This is a genomic window from Psychrobacter sp. UBA3483 (assembly GCF_002377905.1).
In the GTDB taxonomy this organism is placed as follows: Bacteria; Pseudomonadota; Gammaproteobacteria; order Pseudomonadales; family Moraxellaceae; genus Psychrobacter.
The window spans coordinates 25,169-44,066 of sequence record NZ_DFQS01000003.1 but is presented as its reverse complement, the minus strand read 5'-3'; the positions used below and the strand labels follow the sequence as shown (position 1 = coordinate 44,066).

Below are 18,898 nucleotides of genomic sequence, written 5' to 3'. Positions count from 1 at the left end.
TGCTACCATCCTTCGATTACTTTTCCGTTTTATAATAAATCTCATATTTATTGACTAAGTCGAGGGTGTATAGATGCGTTCATTGATTGCGATGTACCAGCGTATAGGGCTGGTACCGCTTATTATTATCGGTTTAATATTAGGCGTTTTGATTGGCTGGCTGGCACCAAATATCGGTATTGCGCTGGGCCTATTAGGGACGCTATTTGTTGGGGCGCTAAAAGCGGTCGCGCCGATATTGGTCTTTATTTTGGTCATGGCAGCGATTAGCCAACATCGCAGTGGCAATGAGGTGTATGTCAAACCGGTGCTGATTATGTATATGTTTGGCACTTTTTTGGCAGCTCTGACCGCCGTTGGCGCAAGCTTCTTATTTCCAACCGAGCTGATATTGGTCAATGCCACCATTGAGCAAGTACCACCTGCTAACCTTAAAGAAGTACTCACCAACCTGCTGATGAATTTGGTTGCCAACCCTGTGCAGGCCATCGCTGATGCCAATTATATTGGTATTTTAGCGTGGGCAATCATCATTGGTTTTGCCCTACGTCAAGCCAGCGATACCGCGCGCGCCGTGGTCAGTGATTTTTCTGATGCCATCTCGCAAGTGGTCAAATGGGTCATTGCGCTAGCGCCATTTGGTATTTTAGGCTTGGTTGCCAATACCGTCGCTGAGACAGGCTTTGCCGCCCTAGCAGGTTATGCGCGCATCTTGATGGTACTGGTCGGTTGTATGTTGTTTATTGCGATGGTGGTCAACCCTATTATTGTCTTAGTTAAGACGGGTAAAAACCCTTTCCCACTGGTGTTTACTTGCCTGCGTGAATCAGGGATTACTGCGTTTTTTACCCGTTCATCAGCCGCTAACATTCCGGTTAATATGAACCTTGCGCGTAAATTGGGTCTACACGAAGACACTTATTCAGTCACCATTCCGCTAGGCGCAACCATCAATATGGCGGGCGCGGCGATTACCATTAACGTCTTAACGCTAGCAGCGGCGCATACTCTTGGTATCGAAGTAAGCTTTGCGTCAGCGCTACTACTAAGTTTGGTCGCAACGATTAGTGCTTGCGGCGCTTCTGGTGTGGCTGGTGGTTCTCTACTGTTAATTCCATTGGCGGCAAGCTTATTTAGTATTCCAAACGACATCGCCATGCAAGTGGTGGCAATTGGCTTTATCATCGGGGTGGTACAAGATTCCGCTGAAACTGCCTTAAACTCGTCAACGGACGTCTTATTTACCGCTGCCGCTGATCCAAAATATGCGCGTTAATTTTTAATTATTGACGTTGGTTTTAATTAAAAACCGTCATTTTTAAAGCGGTATTTTTAATAGTATAAAGGGTCTCATTTAGAGACTCTTTTTTATGGACAATGATAAGACATTGGCTATTTTAAATGCTCGACGTCTATTTCAATCACCGGCATCTGCATATCAAGCTGGCGCTTAAATTGACGCAGCTGCTCAACCTCATCTAGTAACTCCAGTATCAAACCAATTGCCGGCACACTGGCTTCAAAGTCACGGCTGAGGCGCGAGGCACGGCGTACGGTTGTCAGCTGATAACCGGTAAATTGCTGACGCTCTGGTACATCATATTCGATAATATTTTCTTCAAGCAATTCGATGACCCATTGGCGCTCTTGTCCACAAGCAGATACAAGCTCATCTAGGCTCAAGATAATGTCGGTAAATTCAGGCGAGTGTTTCATAATGATTATCCTCGTTTGCGCTTTATTTTATCGTATGGTCTTTATCTCTATTACAGGGCGATTACTCATGATTCATCACAGTTAAAAACTGATAGCACCAATCGTTAATACCAGCCGTTAATACCCGTCATTAACGGCTGATATTGGTATCAGCAAACGCTTCTTTAAGCTGCTCATACGCTTTTATAGCCGCTTCGCTGCTGACATCAGGATTGACGATGTTTAAGGTCAAATATAGATTGCCCGCTTGCTTCGCAGGAATACCTTTACCTTTTAGGCGTAAATTGCTACCTGATTTGCTGTTTTTAGGAATCGTCACCCCAAGCGAGCCAGCTGGGGTATTAACGGTAATTTTTTCACCGAGCGCCGCTTCCCAAGGCGCAATATTGACGGTTTGATAAACATCGGCGCCTTCAATGCGGATATTATCAGCGTGACTGATTTTAACCTTTAAAAATAAATCGCCATTTTTACCGCCGCCGATACCAGCAGCTCCTTGTCCTGCTAAGCGTATTTGTTTGCCGTCAGTGATGCCCTTAGGAATTTTGATTTTAAGGGTTTTATTTTCATAATCGACACTACCGTTTGGCTGACGCACGGGCACATTTAGCTTGATACTGTAATCATCGCCACTATAGACCGAAGCCAAATCCACGGTAATCTCCGCATGTTGGTCTTGACCTTGGCTATTTTGCGACCTAAAACCACCCTGCTGCGATTGTCCGCGCGCACCGCCGCCAAAAGCGGAGAAAATATCATCGAAGCGAAAACCGCCGTCGCCATAAGCTTGACCTTCGCCAAACTGATCTTTGATGTCTTCCCAGCGGAAACCACCTTGGCCGCCAGCGCCCGCAGATTGCCCACCAAAACCGCCAAAGCCCCCAGCGCCGCCTGCACCAGCAAAAGGATTGTCTAGCATGGCATCGTATTCTGCACGCTTGTCTTTATCCCTGATGGTTTCATAAGCATTGTTGATTTCCGCGATTTTGTTATCAGCGTCTGGATCATCACTGACGTCAGGGTGATATTGGCGTACCAGCTTACGATATTTCTTTTTAATCTCAGCATCGCTGGCATCTTTTTTGACGCCCAAAATGTCATAGTAATTTTTCTCTGCCATGTTATTTTTCCTCAATATAAAAGCCTGTGAATAAGACTGCTATGCCAATGTAAACGAAACGATGGACCGGTTTGTATGAGAGCGATATAACGCATATAACGTATGGTCGTTAACATTATTATTGTCATCTACATATCATCATAACAATAATAAACGGCCAACAATACCAACCCAAACTGTTAGACAAATAAATAGTTACCTTAAGTATAAAGGCTATATTTATAAGTAATAATGGAGATATTGTTAACAAAATTAAAGAGTGGTTAAGAGGATTGAGCTATGGTGAATCATAGATTTGCAGACATAACAGCGCACTTTTGACCTTAGTAGTTCTTTTACATACCTGTAAGGGTATAACAAGCTCTTTCTTGTAAAATGCCTTTATTATTTGTACTCGCAGGGAGTATGGATAACATAGGCAAGAGTATCTGTCTATCTCATCAACAAGAAATAGGTATTAAATGTCTTATTTAATCAAGTCTTTAGTCATCACTTTATCGCTGCTGTTAAGTACGACCGTTTTTGCCGGCAACACCAGTTATTATGGTAGTAAGTTCCACGGCAAACGTACCGCAAGTGGCAGTATCTTCAATATGAACTCCCTCACCGCCGCGCATAAAACGCTGCCGTTTGGTACGAAGGTACAAGTGACTAACAAAAAGACAAAGCAGAGCGTGATCGTAAAAATTACCGATAGAGGACCTTATATTAAAGGTCGTATATTGGATTTATCGAAAGCCGCTGCTGGTCAAATAAACTGTGAACTTTGCACAACTACTATGAAAATACTGTCTTATGGAGATGGTAAATACCGTATGGAATAATGGCATAAAAAAGGGAGAGCTCAGGCTCTCCCTTTTTTTATATCGACGAGTTTTTATAGGGGCTATATATAGTGGCTATATATAGTCACTATGTTAAGCGCTTAAATAATCAAGCGGTCACCTTGCCGTGACAACTTTTTATTGAAAACGCGCTTCCATTTCTTCTAAATTTGTCATCGCTAGCAACAGCTTTTCTTCATTGTCGCTATGCTGCTGCTGGAGCGCGGTTTGCTCATCTAACAATAGCAATAAATCAGCTTTGCGACTTTCTTCGTACAGCTCAGTATCGGCAAGCTTGGTTTCTAAACCGGCCAATTTTTCATCAATTTTGGCCAATGCCTTTTCTGTATTTTCAATCTCACGGCGTATCGGTGCGGTGAGCTTACGCTGCTCAGCAGCCAATTTGCGCTGCTCTTCTTTGCTAATTAAAGGCTGGGCGGCTTTGTTAGTTGCGGGTGCAGTCGACGCATTACTGCTCACTTGATTGCCTGATTGGCTGGTTGATGGTTTGGTTATTTGACTGTTTGCCGAACCTGCATCTGTTTCACGTGAAACAGATTTTTTATTATCTTTTTTGTTCTTTTTCTTACTGGTATTTTTGTCCGAGGCATTTTCTTGTTTGCGTTTCTCTGCTAGCCATTTACCGTAGTCACTGATATCACCATCGAACTCGTCGATTTGGCCGTCATGCACTAAAAACAGCTCGTCGCAGACATTGGCAATCAGCTCACGGTCATGCGATACCAGTACCACTGCCCCTTTAAACCCTTGCAGGGCAATGGTCAAAGCCTGACGCATTTGTAAGTCTAAATGGTTGGTAGGCTCATCGAGAACCAGCACATTTGGACGCTGCCAAACGATCAATGCCAAAGTCAAACGCGCGCGCTCGCCACCAGAGAATAGCTCACTTGCGGTATCGATACGGTCGCCGCGAAAGTCAAAACTGCCAAGGAACGAGCGCAGTTCGGCATCAGAGGTTTTACCTGCTAGTCGGCGCAGCATTTGCATCGGCGTCGCCGCGGCGTCTAAAGTATCCATTTGGTGCTGGTTAAAGTAGCCAAGCTTTAAGGTGTCAGAGACGCGGTAGCTGCCTGATAAAATACCAATTTCGCCAACCAAGGCTTTAATCAAGGTCGATTTACCAGCGCCATTCATCCCCAATAAACCAAGGCGGGTGTCGGGCGTTACTTGGACGTTGGCATTATGCAAAAGCGGCGTCTCGCTATAGCCGATATCAGCATTGCTCATTTCTATCAGCGGCGAGCTCATATTGGCCGGCTCATAAAAGCGGAACGAGAACGGATTGTCCGCCATCATCGGCGACAGCTCTGCCATGCGCTCAAGCTGCTTAATACGGCTTTGTGCCTGTTTGGCTTTACTGGCCTTGGCACGGAAACGACGAATAAAGTCATCCAAATGGGCTTTGGTCGCTTGTTGCTTCTCAAACGCTTGCTGCTGCTGCGCCATACGCTCATGACGGGTACGGATAAACTGCTGATAATTACCTGTATAGAGGGTGATTTTTTGTTGTTCGACGTGCAAGATATGGCCGACGGTGGCATCCAAAAACGCTTGGTCATGCGAGATCACAATCACCAAACCGGTATAAGCATTAATCCAGGTCTCAAGCCAAAGAATGGCGTCCAAATCCAAATGGTTGGTTGGCTCATCAAGGAGCATTAAATCGGCCCGGCTCATCAAGGTCTTAGCAAGGTTTAAGCGCATGCGCCAACCACCTGAGAACCCTTCAACCGGTAACTCATGCTGACTGGTCTTAAAACCAAGACCCGCCATGATTTGCGCCGCTTTGGTCGGCGTCCGATAGCCATCAATTTCATCAAACTGCTGATGCAAAACGCCAATCTGATCGTCACTGACACTGCTTAAATCATTTAACGCCGCATTAATCTCATACCACTGCTCATCACCGCTTAGCACGTAATCTATCGCCGTCTGTGTGCTCGCCCCGACTTCCTGCGCCATGTGTGCCACCTGCCAGCTATCAGGAATGCTGACTTCGCCCTTATCAAGCGTCACTTCGGTATCGCCGGTGCCCATTTGCGTTAATAATAAGGCAAACAAGGTGGATTTGCCGGTGCCGTTATTGCCCGTTAAGCCAACTTTGTGGCCCGGATGGAGCTGAAAGCTTGCCCCTGCAAACAACTCACGACCATCACGGCGAACGCCAACGTCTTTAAATTCGATCATATAATTTCTTCATCTCAACAATAATATAAAACATAAGGCAATAAAAACATACGTCTGGCATGTTTACAGGCGGCTATTATTTCAAACGCTTGGCGCATAGGCAAACGATTAAATAACTATTTTAAATTCAATCCTTTATACTGCTAAAAACCACTTACTACCATTATGATGTGCCAACGATTTAAAAATTTGGTATTTAAAACCACTATTTGGCATTTAAAACTACTATATAGTTGCAAACGCTGCTGTCACCCTTGACAAATCAATCAATACCCCAATTATGATATACTAGTAAAACACTATTGACATCATGCAGTTAGGTGTCTGAAGTTAAGTGTTCAAAGTTAAATAACGGCAGCATTGCTATTCACCAAACGGCCATGCCACAATGTTGCAATGCTAAAGTGTCGCCATGCAAAAATATCGCCATGCTGCGATGAACATCCAACATGAGCAGCCAGACACTTTAACCAAGTATAAAAAACTTTACGTAGCCTATGCTTAACAGCCGCTACTTGTCAGTCGCCCTATCCAGTATAAATAGACGACCTCGCAGAAATAAAAAACAAATCATTTGATTTTAGCAACTGAGGTAGATATGAACGAATCAGCCAATCAATTTAATCCAAGCACAAGTCAACCAGTCGACCCAACTGCCTTAAACTTAACCGACAGTGCGGCGAAAAAAGTACGTCGCCTGCGTGAAGAAGAAGGTGACAGCAATCTTATGCTGCGTGTCTATGTGACGGGTGGCGGCTGTTCAGGCTTCTCTTATGGTTTTAACTTTGCCAATGAGCTCAATGAAGATGATGCCAATTTTGATAATGAGGATGTGACCTTAGTCGTCGATTCGCTAAGCTATCAGTATCTGCAAGGCTCGACCGTCGACTATACCGAGGGTTTAGAAGGCGCACGCTTTATCGTCACCAATCCAAATGCCACCACCACTTGTGGCTGTGGTTCATCGTTTTCTCTTTAAATAAGTCGAGATAATGGCTTCGTTATAGAAGCAACCTAGTCAAGCAATATAGTACTGTTGGAATAATCTAAGTATACAATCGTAAACTGAAAAAGACGTTTTTAACCGATAATCTGGTAAAAAGCGGCTTTAGTCGGTTTGCGATTGTTTTTTTATGGGAATATGCTTAAATACCGCCTTCTTTTGAGTAGCTAAACTAATCAGTCCCGTTTTTTGGCGCACTTTTAAAGATATTTAGCCAAGCTTTCGCTTTTGAGCCTTTTATTAAAAGATTTTTGTGAGAAGATTTTTTATTAAAGGATTTTGCTAATAAAGAATAATGACTAAAAAATAATCCTATCTCTATCCCAAATTATTAAGGTACACCCTCATGGCTAAGTTATCTCTTGACGCATTAAACGACATCGACGGCTTTATCGCCGCTGCGCTAGTAGACAGCGAATCTGGTCTTGCAATGGCTACTCTTGGCTCTGGTATCGACCTTGAGCTAGCAGCGGCTGGCAACACCGAAGTACTACGCTCTAAGCGCAAAGTAGCAGCAGCGTTAGGCTTAAATGAGAACATCGAAGACATTCTTATCACTTTGAGCAAGCAGTATCATTTGCTACGTCCACTAGTACGTAATGACAATTTGTTTTTATACCTTGTACTTGACCGTCAAAAATCAAACCTTGCAATGGCGCGTCATATTTTAAAAGGTTTCGAGACTGAATTAGAATTCTCGTAAGCCTGTTGGTACAAAACAATGAGTTATCTAAAGCATCTACCTGATAAGTAGATGTTTTTTTTGTTTTCTAGGTATTTACTTTAAGCCAATAGATTTGGTTAATAACGGCACGGAGCCGCCACCTTTACAAGTCAAATAACCGCCGTCTGAGCGCCAGTGAAGCTTACTGTATTTGTAATTGTACGTGGTTTTTGGGGCGGCTTTGGGCTAAACTGACGTGATTCTATAACCCATTTTTGCGGTTGCACAGTGATTGCGTGGCAACCGACCATAACTAATAACAACAGATGACTATTATGAGTAATTTTGCGAGCAGCTTTGTCGATTTTAAAGTTCCAAACTGGTTTGATAGCAAGCATTTAAGCGGCATGCTGCGCGGTATCGAAAAAGAAGGCCTGCGGGTTAAACCTGACGGCTACTTGGCACAAACCCCACATCCAGCCAAGCTTGGTTCAAAGCTCACGCATCCATTTATCACCACCGATTACTCTGAAAGCCTGCTTGAGCTTATCACTGACCCAAAGACCTCTCCAAAAGAAACGCTAACCATGCTACGCCAATTGCATTTATTGGTTTATCAAGGTATGCCTGAAGGCGAGCTGATGTGGCCATTGTCAATGCCGTGTATGCTGTCATCAAAAGATGAAGATATTCCGTTGGCAGACTATGGCAGCTCTAATACTGGTAAGCTAAAAACACTCTATCGTAGCGGGCTTGGTATCCGCTATGGTCGCCGTATGCAGACCATTGCAGGCTTGCATTATAACCTATCGTTTGGTGATGATTTATTTAGCGCATGGCAAGCACAAACGCCAACGGCGCAAGATTTGACTTTAACCGAATTTAAAAATGATAAGTACTTAGGGCTCATTCGTAACTTTAAACGTCTGACCAGTTTGGTACTGTATTTATTGGGTGCCAGTCCTAGCGTCTGTCCGTGCTTTGTGGCTGGCATCGAGCATGACCTTGAGCGACTTAATGACTCAACCTACTATAGGCCGACGGCAACCAGCCTACGCATGGGTAAGCTTGGCTATACCAACAGCGTGCAAGAACATCTCGATATCCGCTATAATAATTTGCCCGAGTATATTAAAGGTCTACGCCGTGCGATTCAAACCCCGCATGCAAGCTTTGAGAAACTTGGCTTAGATGATGCCGACGGCAATCCGATTCAAATCAATGATCATATTCTACAAATAGAAAATGAATACTATAGCCCGATTCGCCCCAAACAAATCGCAATGAGTGGCGAGAGCCCAACCGAAGCGCTTGAGCGCCGCGGTATCGCTTACGTTGAGTTTCGTGCTATCGACCTCGACCCTTATAGCGATATTGGCATTCGTTTATCTAGTGCCTGCTTTTTAGAAGTGATGGCATTGTACTGCCTGCTCAGTGATTCACCAGAGCTCATGCCAGCAGAAGAAGAAGCGTTGGCGGTTAATTTAGAACGCGTGGTCAACGAAGGTCGCCGCGAAAACTTGCAAATCATTAATAATGGCGATGAGCAAACCCTAGAAAGCTGGATGCTTATGCACTTGAGCCGTATGCAGCCATTGGCAGAGCTACTTGATGCGCACTATGGTGGTAATGAGTATCGGACAGCGGTTGCTTTAATGCAAGGTAAGGCGGGGCATCCTGAATCGACTATTTCGGCGCAAGTGAACTCAGATAGTAAGCGTTTAGGCAGCTTATGGCAGCTTGGCTTTACTTTAGCAGAGCAGCATCGTGAGTCGATATTACAGCAGACGTTGAGCCCAAACACCCAAGCCAAATATGAAGTACTGGCTGAAAAATCCATCTTGCAACAAGCCGAGCTTGAAGCTGCTGAAACTGAAGACTTTATGGACTTTTTACAGCAATATCGCTAATGGTTAAACGATTTTATCTTTTATAAGTTTTACCTTTTATCAATTTTAACCTTTATCAATGAGCACTTTATAAGAGTATTCGCCCCATGCGACAGCTAACCACTTATCGTAATTTGCAAGTGTTTTTAGTAATAATGGCCGTGATAGGCATGAGCTTTGCGCTATTTTTCTTACAGCGTTATATGGGGTTTTCACCTTGTCCGCTATGTATCTTCCAGCGCATCGGTCTGATGATTATGGGCGGCTTTGCTTTGATTGCCGCTATATTTGATCCAAAATCAAAAATCGTCCGCCTGTTATTATGGCTTGGCAGTTTGGCAGGGATTGGCTGGGCAGCAGCAGTTGCAGCTCGTCACGTATGGCTACAGCATTTACCCGCTGACCAGGTGCCTTCTTGTGGGCCCGGTTTAGATTATTGGCTTGATACCCTACCGATGCAGCAAGTATTAAAAGAAGTATTTGCCGGTTCTGGTGAATGCGCGTCTATCGAATGGACGTTTATGGGTTTGAGTATCCCTGAACAATCTTTGATTTTATTTAGCATTTTGATAGTGGTACATGTGTTCATTCTATGGCGTATCGTACGCCCTGCCCGCTAACCTGCTTTTATTATCCTTATTAATTCTGATAAATAACCGTCTCGCAACCCTGCATTGACGGTTATTTTTTAGGTTTTGTTTCAGGCGTTTTTAGCACCATTAAAGTCATAGCTTTTCATTGACGACACGCTCTAGTCACTTTTACACTTTGATATGTCTGAGATGTTTATTTACTCTATTGGAATAACGGTAGTCTTAATTACACTTTAATCGTATATAGATAGTATTTGTAATGTCTAGCCGCGATGTTTGTTATCAAAATCACCAGATTTGCCACATAACTTAACGAAGTTAGGGTCGTAAGCACTACCTATTACCGCTAAGATTATCCCTCACAATTTCTTTAACTTTTACCAAGACTTTCATTATTTATTTTACTGACAAGGTTTAAACTCACTATTAAAAAAATTGTTTTTTGGTAACACTATGATTACTATCTCGACCCCTTTTTCTGCTGCTGTGACTATTATGAGACGCTGTATGCGTCCGTTATTAGCGCTGCCACTTTGTCTGCTACTCATGAGCTGTGATAGTGCGTCATCTTCTACGACTGCCAATAATAAAACCACGCAGGGCGCACCGGCTACTAATAGTAGTGCCACATCGTCTGACTTACAGGATAATGACGCTCAAAAAGATCTGGCCAACGATGCAGCGGATGAGGCAAATAACGCAGAAAGTCAATCTCTGATAGCAGCAGCAAATTCAAATGACAACAGTCGCCGCGCGCCGATGATTTCGGCTGCCAGTAGCGACAGCAGCTTACAAGCAACCTTGATGGGTGATTATGGCGGCGTGGTGCCATGCGCTTCTTGCGATAATATTGATATCACCTTAAATTTATTTGCTGATGGCTCTGTGCTAAAAACCAGTGTTTTTAATGATGCGGCGCCGACCAATCCGCCTTTGCTAGAATCAGGGGTTTATCGCCAAGATGACGATAAAATCACCATTGTTTATGAGAGAAAAAACATCGAAACCTATAAAATCAGTGACAACCATTTGATTATGATGGACGCTGATGCCAACCCTAATGATGACTATACCCTTTCTCGTAAATAAACAGCTAGCGACATAAGTCAAATCGCAAATCTACACAACGCCTACTTGCTGGGCGTTTTTTATTGGTCATCTTATGGTGTTTACTTTACAATGAGTCTTTGTTTATCGAGCTGTCTACCGAACTGCTGGCTGTACTAATCACGGTTGGCTGATATTCAAGCTCAATCTCCTTTTTTTAAGCGCGTACGGAACGTCTATGCATATTCATATTCTTGGTATTTGTGGTACTTTTATGGGCTCGCTGGCGTTACTTGCGCGCGCGCTTGGGCATACAGTCACAGGCTCGGATGCCAATGTCTACCCGCCGATGTCGACCCAACTTGAAAATGCGGGCGTGACCATTGCCGAAGGTTATCTCATAGAGCATTTGCAGCCAGCGCCAGATTTGGTGGTGGTTGGTAATGCTATGAAACGTGGCATGGATGTTATCGAATATATGCTCGATAGCGGCCTGCGCTATACCTCAGGGCCGCAGTTCTTATCCGAGCAAGTGTTGCAATCACGCCATGTCATCGCCGTGGCAGGTACGCATGGTAAGACCACGACGACAACCATGCTGGCGTGGATATTGCATTATGCCGGTATTGACACAGGATTTTTAATCGGCGGCGTGCCATTGGTTGATACTAGTGACGAGCGTTTGCAACAAGTCTTTGCCCATAGCAGCTACTTGGGTGCTGAAAAAGTCGCTGATGGCAGTGTAGAAAAAACCGGCTACTTCGTTATTGAGGCTGATGAATACGATTCAGCGTTTTTTGATAAGCGCTCAAAGTTCGTCCATTATCGCCCCCGTACCGCTATTTTAAACAATCTTGAATTTGACCATGCCGATATCTTCGCTGACCTAAACGCCATCCAAACCCAGTTTCATCATATGGTGCGCATGATTCCAAGTAGCGGCAAAATCATCATGCCAGCGGCGACCATTAGCCTAGAAGAGACGTTGGCAAAAGGCGTTTGGACACCCATTTGGCGGACAGCGGTTATTGATAAAAAGTCAGACAACGATAGGAAAGACGAGCAAAGCCCTCAGCATAATAGCGACTGGCAAGCCGAGCTTATCAGTGCTGATGGTGGCCAATTTATCGTCAGTTTTGTAGAGGAGGATGAAGCGACAGCGGTCGTTGATTGGTCGATGAGCGGTATTCATAACGTCAATAATGCGCTGATTGCGGTCGCAGCGGCTTATAATGTTGGTGTTGATGTCAAAACCGCCTGCGCAGCATTATCCGCCTTCGCTGGTATCAAACGTCGCATGGAGCTGATTGGTGATGTAAATGACATCTTGATATTTGATGATTTTGCCCACCACCCAACCGCTATTACGACTACATTGGATGGCGCTAAAAAGAAACTGGCGAACAGACGCATTTGGGCGATTATCGAGCCGCGCAGCAACACCATGAAAATGGGCATTCACCAAGACAGCTTGGCTGAATCCGCCGCCCTCGCCGACCATACTTTATGGTATGAGCCAACCGGACTTGAATGGGGTCTAAAAGACGTCATCGATAATGCCAAGGCTAAAAATTCTAATATCGTAACTCAGCAGGTGCTGTCTAGTACCGAGGCGATTATTGAACATATCATGACCCATGCCCAAGCGGGCGATGCGATTGTCATTATGTCGAATGGTGGCTTTGAAGGTATTCACCAGCGTCTATTGACTGCGCTGCGCAATAAATAAATCTCCATTTAAATGTGAAGCCTCTAAAACCAATACCTTCTCTAAAAGTATAGTTCGTTAAACGGACTATGCTTTTTTTATAGCTAGTTTCCTTCTCATAGATAGCTCCTCCAACGTTTATAAGTCCATATAATTATTTGAATAATTTACACATGATAGTAATCAACGCTTTATCACGTTAGCGACTTTACTACCGTTTTAACCTACCGTTTACCTATTTCATCTGCTTGATAGCAAATATGGCTTTTTTCTCACATAGCCCGTACACAGATAACATTTCGTCGTTACTTTTTATGACATCCAATGATTACAATGGATTCATCAAATAAGTAATAGATTATAAATAACAGCATAAATTAAAAATATTAGGAGAATAACAATGAGCTTTATTTGGATGATTATCGTTGGTTTGGTCGCAGGTTTATTAGCACGTGCTATTAAGCCGGGTAACGACCCTATGGGTTGGATTATGACCATTGTATTGGGTATCGTTGGTGCCATGCTGGGTGGTTTTGTCGCAGGCTTAATCGGTATCAATGCTGATGGTGGCTTTACTGGTCTTATCTTCTCAGTCATCGGTGCGATTATCTTACTGTTTATCTATGAGATGATTATGAATAAACGCCGCGTATAATGCAGGCGCGCCATTCCTCCCACTAAGTTAAAGAACATAAAAAAGGTCTTACTCAACGTAAGGCCCTTTTTATTGGCTGTGTTTTTCTATCTGAATTATTAATAGTCAGTTTTTCTTATGTTATTCCCTAAGCATAAAGTACCTTATGTATTGATAAGCATTACTTTTGCCCCCATTTATCTTATAATATCAGTCCTATTTTATCTTTATCATTGAGGTGAGCCTTATGGCGTTACTCCCTATTTTAAGCTATCCCGACCCGCGCTTACGCACGATTGCTAAGCCTGTTAAGGAAGTCACGGCTGAAATCAAAACCTTAATCGCCGATATGATTGAGACAATGTATGATGCCCAAGGTATTGGTTTGGCGGCAAGCCAAGTCGACCGTCATATTCAGCTTATCGTCATGGATTTATCGGAAGATAAAGACAGCCCAAGGGTATTTATCAACCCTAAAGTCACGCCGTTGGTAGAAGAAAAACAGCCGTATGAAGAGGGCTGTTTGTCGGTGCCTGAAGTCTATGATAAGGTTGAACGTCCAACCAAAGTACGTATCGAAGCTTTAGATGAAAATGGTGATAAGATTGATGAAGAAGTCGAAGGCTTACTTGCTGTTTGTATCCAACATGAAATGGATCATTTAAATGGTGTCATCTTCGTTGATTATTTATCGCGTCTTAAACAAACGCGGGCGCGTGATAAAGTGCGTAAAGTCCTTAAAATACGCGAAAAACAGGGCGAGCAAATCGCGGATAAACAGCTACAAACGACCAACTCTTAATACATTTATATTTTAAGCCACGCTTATTTTGCTCTTATTATCGTTAAAAATGAGGGTCTTATGACGATATGATGATGACACTGGCTTTTATATCCTAACGTTTTTATTCTCTGGTTTTCTTATTCTCCGACATTAATTGTCTTCATTAAAGGTTTACCCACCATGACCATGATCAAAATTGACCAATATTTTGACCCTGCCGGCTGGCAGAAGTTCACCAAAGCTGCCGAAGGTCGCGACACGCCATTTTTGGTGGTCGACTTGAGCCGCATTAAAGCAAAATATGCGGAAATGGTTGGTTTTTTTCCAAAGGCAAAAATCCATTATGCCATGAAGGCAAGCCCTGCGGTTGAAGTCATTAACTTACTGGCTGAGCTTGGGTCAAACTTTGACTGTGCGTCAATCTATGAGCTGGATCGGGTGCTTGATTGCGGCGTTGAGCCATCGCGTATCTCTTATGGCAACACCATTAAAAAAGCGCAGCATGTCAAATATGCGTTTGAAAAAGGGATTGATTTGTACGCAACCGATTCTGAAGCGGATTTAAAAAATATCGCTAAGCACGCGCCTGGTTCAAAAATATTTGTACGTATCTTAGTACAAGGCTCTGAAACCGCTGAATGGCCGCTATCACGTAAATTTGGTTGCCATCCAAATATGGCAATTGACTTGTTGATTCAAGCGCGCGAATTGGGCTTAGTGCCTTATGGTATCTCGTTTCACGTCGGTAGCCAGCAAAAAGACGTGGCCGCTTGGGATGATGCGCTCGCCAAGGTTAAATATATGTTTGACTGGATGAGAAATGAGGAAGGCATTAAGCTGCAAATGATTAATTTGGGCGGCGGCTTTCCGGCAAACTATATCAGCGAAGTCAATCCGGTCAAAGTCTATGCAGAAGAGATTACCAGTTATTTGACTGATGATTACAATGAAGATGAGATGCCAGAGATTATCCTTGAGCCTGGTCGTTCATTGGTTGGCGGCTCGGGTGTCTTGGTCAGCGATGTGGTGCTGATTTCGCGTAAATCAGATACGGATTTGACCCGCTGGGTCTATACCGATGTGGGCTTATTCCAAGGCTTGATTGAAACTTTAGGCGAAGCGATCAAGTATCCTGTCTATACGCCTAAAATGGAAACCTCAACAAGTGAAGGCACCGTTGTATTGGCAGGGCCAACGTGTGACTCAACCGACATCATGTATGAAGAAGCGGGTTACCAGTTGCCAGAAGAGCTTGAGATTGGCGATAAAATCTATTGGTTAACGACTGGTGCTTATACCAACTCGTATTCATCGGTCGAGTTCAATGGTTTTCCCCCGTTAGACGTGGTTTATATTGATTAATTTTTAACCAATCAATATCAATAAAAAAAGCGCAGTACTGTGATAAGTAGTGCCGCGCTTTTTTATGTTTGTTTATTTCTTGACGTTACTAACTAACCAGTTGCAGTAAAAAGTCATTCGTTACTGCACGAAGAGCGAAATCGGTACGCTATTCATGCTATTTAGCGTCCTATTACTGCCATAGCCTGAGTTTTGGCTTTGATTGTTTTGTGAGATTTGTCCGATAGTCACCCACTGTCCGCGTGGGACGATAATAGTGCTATTCAATTTTTGACCTTGTACGCTACTGTTATTATTATAAGCGTGGCGATTATCAGAAGGATTAGCGCGCACGAGCTGTTCTTCTACTTGGGTTAATGTTACTTCTACTTTCCCATTTGGCAGTAGTGTTGGCGTCACCGCCATCCCTTGCGTCGTTGGCAGTAATACTTGCTGCTGAATAATAATCTGCCACGCTGGACGGTTATAGGTCGGATAGCTATTGGCAATATAGCTTTGGTTTAATGAGTAAAGCGTGCCGGTGCTGATGCTTGCCGCCCTGCCAGAGAGGGTTTGTACTTGATATAGATTATTACCTTGCTGTTGGCTATTACGCTGGTTAATAATCCCTGCACCTTGAATACCGCGATTACTAATAATAACCCGACCTTGCTGATTATTATCTTGGGATTGGCTACTATTTCCAACACGCACAGCAACGGTCAATGCTTGCGGTTGACCATCAATCTGATTGAGTAACTGCTTTACTTTTTGATAGTTAGCAGCCGTGGTATGTAATACTAATTTATCTTGATAGCTCGACACCGTACCGCCATCGTGACTACTATTTAACTGCTGACGAACGGCTGGTAATAACGCCTCACCGCCATAGGTATGAATCACATAAGTTTGATAAGCGGCCGCTTGTACGACGATTGGCAATACCGTTAAACTTAAGGTAAATGCTATCGGACACGTATAACTTATGGTTTTGGTAGCTTTTATCATAGCCAGCGTACGACCAAAACGTGTTCTTAGATGTTCGCTAAACTTATTCATGTCTGACTCCTAGCAGTCATTCTGCTTTATCAATAAGTAACCGCTACCAAACCATGAGTAAGAAACCTTAATATTTTAGGCTTTAGTCATTTAAGCCCAAAACATCCTGCATGTTATATTGACCAATTTCTTGTTTAATTACCCAAGTTGCCGCACGTACAGCACCAGCGGCGAAGGTCATGCGCGCTCGGGCACGGTGGGTAATTTCAACCACTTCACCGTCGGCAATAAACATCACGGTATGATCGCCGATGATTTCACCGCCGCGTATCGCATGAATACCAATGCTACCCGCTTCGCGCTCACCTGTTTGCCCTTCGCGGCCATAGACAGCGACGTCTTTTAGGTTTTGTCCGCGCGCTTCTGCGACCGCTTCTGCCATCATATAAGCCGTGCCCGATGGCGCATCAATTTTATGCTTATGATGGGCTTCGATAACTTCTACATCAGCATCATTGCCAAAAGCTTTTGCTGCCATAGCCAGCAGCTTTAAGGACAAATTAATGCCTGTTGAATAATTACCTGCATAGACAATAGCGATCTGCTTACTGGCTTCTTGTAATACTTGCTCTTGCTGCGCATTAAAGCCTGTGGTGCCAATCACCATCGCAACTTTGTTCGCGGCGCAGATTTGCATATTTTGTTCGGTGGCATCAGGCAGGCTAAAATCAATCAGCACATCAATGTCATTAATAACGGCTTTTAAATCATCGACAATTTGTACTTCTAGGCGGCCAATCGCTGCAACTTCGCCAGCATCGGCACCGACAAGGCTCGAACCTTGACGCTCAATCGCGGCATTCAGCGTGGTTTGCGCGTTGTCCTGTACCGCTTCGATAAGCATACGCCCCATGCGCCCACCAGCACCGATAACGCCGACTTTAATAGCTTGCTCTTCTGCCTGTTGACTCATATCTTTGTCCTAAATATTTTATTTTTGATAGGTTGTTTGTTAAATGTATGAGGTTAAGTTTAGCAAATATAATGGATAAATGGTTTTTTATAGTATCAACAAAAAGGCCTATCGTTTCACGTGAAACAATAGGCCTTAAAATTACTTAACGGTAGTACTCAGCTATCAATCAAATAGCTCGCCAATCTTTTTAAAGAATGACTTTTTATGGGGTGACTGCTGATGCTTGCTATCACCATCAAGGGTATCTTGGAATTGACGTAACAAGTCTTTTTGCTCGCGCGTCAGGTTCACTGGCGTCTCGATGACCACACGACAAATCAAATCGCCTTTCATCGTCGTACGTACCGGCGTCACGCCTTTACCGCGCACACGCAGCAATTTACCACTTTGCGTCCCTTCAGCGACCTTGATTTTGACTTTGCCATCTAAGGTTGGAATTTCTACTTCTTTACCGAGTGCCGCATCAGTAATACTCACTGGCACATCCATATAGAGGTCAGCGCCTTGACGGTTAAAGACATCGTGCGGTTTTACGCGTACTTCGACATATAAATCGCCGTTTTGCACGCCTGCGCCGCCTGCTTCGCCTTCACCTGCTAGGCGTACACGGTCACCATCGTCAACGCCCGCTGGTATAGAAACCTCAAGCGTGCGCGATTTATCTTTTACGCCGCTGCCATGACAGTCAGAACAAGGATTTTTAATCTGTTTGCCAGAGCCACCACACTGCGGACAAGTCTGCTGCACGGCAAAAAAACCTTGCTGCATACGCACTTGGCCTTGACCGTGACACATCTGACAAGTGACCACATCAGAAGCATCTTTTGCGCCTTTACCATCGCAAGTATCGCACGGCGCAGGTGCCGTAAAGCTGATTTCTTTTTTACAGCCACGCACCGCTTCTTCTAAGGTTAGCTCAATCACATAGCGTAAGTCTGAACCGCGGCGCGAACGGCCACCGCCGCCACGTGATTGGCCAAAGATATCACCAAAGTTGCCAAAAATATCGCCAAAGATGTCTTGGAAGTTGCCACCGCCACCAAAACCGCCGCCGCCCATGCCGTTTTCAAACGCCGCGTGCCCCATGCGATCATAGGCTGAGCGCTTGTCTTCATCGCTCAATACTTCATACGCCATCGATGCTTCTTTAAATTTGTCTTCAGCATCAGGATCTTCAGAGTTACGGTCTGGATGGTATTTCATGGCCAGCTTGCGGTAAGCTCGCTTAATTTCCTTGCTGTCGGCGGTTTTACTGACACCTAATACTTCATAAAAATCGCGCTTACTCATGGGCTCTCCTATCGTCTTCACAGTCCACCGGTCGGCCGATTCATCAACCCGAGTCAATCCTCTCCTTTATAGTACCCGCAAACGCTTAAAGGTTTCACATGA

17 protein-coding genes are annotated in these 18,898 nt (G+C 44.1%); 11 read left to right on the top strand and 6 right to left on the bottom strand.

Annotated elements, in window-relative coordinates:
• Nucleotides 1-73: 73 nt before the first annotated feature.
• Nucleotides 74-1,276, top strand: coding sequence for a serine/threonine transporter SstT (gene sstT / locus B2866_RS00275; protein ID WP_296189357.1), 1,203 nt, complete (start codon nucleotides 74-76; stop codon nucleotides 1,274-1,276).
• 116 nt (nucleotides 1,277-1,392) lie between these two features.
• Here sstT and B2866_RS00270 read toward each other — a convergent pair whose 3' ends face one another.
• Nucleotides 1,393-1,716, bottom strand: coding sequence for a chaperone modulator CbpM (locus B2866_RS00270; RefSeq protein ID WP_296189354.1), 324 nt, complete (start codon nucleotides 1,714-1,716; stop codon nucleotides 1,393-1,395).
• Between the two features lie 130 nt (nucleotides 1,717-1,846).
• Nucleotides 1,847-2,836, bottom strand: a complete 990-nt coding sequence (locus B2866_RS00265; RefSeq protein ID WP_296189352.1) for a DnaJ C-terminal domain-containing protein — start codon at nucleotides 2,834-2,836, stop codon at nucleotides 1,847-1,849.
• Between the two features lie 461 nt (nucleotides 2,837-3,297).
• Here B2866_RS00265 and B2866_RS00260 point away from each other — a divergent pair, with 461 nt between their 5' ends.
• Nucleotides 3,298-3,660, top strand: a complete 363-nt coding sequence (locus B2866_RS00260; protein WP_102076714.1) for a septal ring lytic transglycosylase RlpA family protein — start codon at nucleotides 3,298-3,300, stop codon at nucleotides 3,658-3,660.
• Between the two features lie 138 nt (nucleotides 3,661-3,798).
• Here B2866_RS00260 and B2866_RS00255 read toward each other — a convergent pair whose 3' ends face one another.
• Nucleotides 3,799-5,868, bottom strand: a complete 2,070-nt coding sequence (locus B2866_RS00255; protein WP_296189348.1) for an ABC-F family ATP-binding cassette domain-containing protein — start codon at nucleotides 5,866-5,868, stop codon at nucleotides 3,799-3,801.
• Nucleotides 5,869-6,466: 598 nt separating this feature from the next.
• On the opposite strand from B2866_RS00255, the gene erpA reads away from it, so the two are divergent.
• The 9 genes from erpA (at nucleotide 6,467) to B2866_RS00210 (ending at nucleotide 15,552) form a co-directional block, all read left to right on the top strand.
• On the top strand, nucleotides 6,467-6,847 hold the full coding sequence (gene erpA, locus B2866_RS00250) for an iron-sulfur cluster insertion protein ErpA (RefSeq protein ID WP_296189347.1): 381 nt from the start codon (nucleotides 6,467-6,469) through the stop codon (nucleotides 6,845-6,847).
• 370 nt (nucleotides 6,848-7,217) lie between these two features.
• The gene (locus tag B2866_RS00245) at nucleotides 7,218-7,574 is read left to right on the top strand and encodes a roadblock/LC7 domain-containing protein (protein WP_200663882.1); all 357 of its coding nucleotides are present in this window, start codon (nucleotides 7,218-7,220) and stop codon (nucleotides 7,572-7,574) included.
• 296 nt (nucleotides 7,575-7,870) lie between these two features.
• Nucleotides 7,871-9,445, top strand: a complete 1,575-nt coding sequence (gene gshA, locus B2866_RS00240; RefSeq protein ID WP_296189339.1) for a glutamate--cysteine ligase — start codon at nucleotides 7,871-7,873, stop codon at nucleotides 9,443-9,445.
• 86 nt (nucleotides 9,446-9,531) lie between these two features.
• Nucleotides 9,532-10,044, top strand: coding sequence for a disulfide bond formation protein B (locus B2866_RS00235; RefSeq protein WP_296189337.1), 513 nt, complete (start codon nucleotides 9,532-9,534; stop codon nucleotides 10,042-10,044).
• 426 nt (nucleotides 10,045-10,470) lie between these two features.
• Complete coding sequence (locus B2866_RS00230; RefSeq protein ID WP_296189334.1) at nucleotides 10,471-11,106, top strand: copper resistance protein NlpE; 636 nt, start codon at nucleotides 10,471-10,473, stop codon at nucleotides 11,104-11,106.
• A 196-nt stretch (nucleotides 11,107-11,302) separates the two neighbouring features.
• Nucleotides 11,303-12,793 carry a UDP-N-acetylmuramate:L-alanyl-gamma-D-glutamyl-meso-diaminopimelate ligase gene (gene mpl / locus B2866_RS00225; protein ID WP_296189330.1) on the top strand — a complete coding sequence of 497 codons (1,491 nt, stop codon included), beginning with the start codon at nucleotides 11,303-11,305 and terminating at the stop codon, nucleotides 12,791-12,793.
• A 379-nt stretch (nucleotides 12,794-13,172) separates the two neighbouring features.
• Nucleotides 13,173-13,427 carry a GlsB/YeaQ/YmgE family stress response membrane protein gene (locus tag B2866_RS00220; protein ID WP_068408390.1) on the top strand — a complete coding sequence of 85 codons (255 nt, stop codon included), beginning with the start codon at nucleotides 13,173-13,175 and terminating at the stop codon, nucleotides 13,425-13,427.
• Between the two features lie 226 nt (nucleotides 13,428-13,653).
• Complete coding sequence (def, locus tag B2866_RS00215) at nucleotides 13,654-14,208, top strand: peptide deformylase (protein ID WP_296189322.1); 555 nt, start codon at nucleotides 13,654-13,656, stop codon at nucleotides 14,206-14,208.
• Between the two features lie 168 nt (nucleotides 14,209-14,376).
• The gene (locus B2866_RS00210; protein WP_296189453.1) at nucleotides 14,377-15,552 is read left to right on the top strand and encodes a type III PLP-dependent enzyme; all 1,176 of its coding nucleotides are present in this window, start codon (nucleotides 14,377-14,379) and stop codon (nucleotides 15,550-15,552) included.
• A gap of 120 nt (nucleotides 15,553-15,672) precedes the next feature.
• On the opposite strand, the gene B2866_RS00205 is transcribed toward B2866_RS00210, so the two are convergent.
• The 3 genes from B2866_RS00205 to dnaJ all read right to left on the bottom strand — a co-directional run bounded on the left by B2866_RS00205 (nucleotide 15,673) and on the right by dnaJ (nucleotide 18,796).
• Nucleotides 15,673-16,590: a hypothetical protein gene (locus B2866_RS00205; RefSeq protein WP_296189319.1), complete on the bottom strand. Its 918-nt coding sequence runs from the start codon at nucleotides 16,588-16,590 to the stop codon at nucleotides 15,673-15,675.
• Nucleotides 16,591-16,672: 82 nt separating this feature from the next.
• Nucleotides 16,673-17,503, bottom strand: coding sequence for a 4-hydroxy-tetrahydrodipicolinate reductase (gene dapB, locus B2866_RS00200; protein WP_296189314.1), 831 nt, complete (start codon nucleotides 17,501-17,503; stop codon nucleotides 16,673-16,675).
• A gap of 165 nt (nucleotides 17,504-17,668) precedes the next feature.
• Nucleotides 17,669-18,796, bottom strand: a complete 1,128-nt coding sequence (gene dnaJ, locus B2866_RS00195; protein ID WP_296189312.1) for a molecular chaperone DnaJ — start codon at nucleotides 18,794-18,796, stop codon at nucleotides 17,669-17,671.
• Nucleotides 18,797-18,898: the final 102 nt, after the last annotated feature.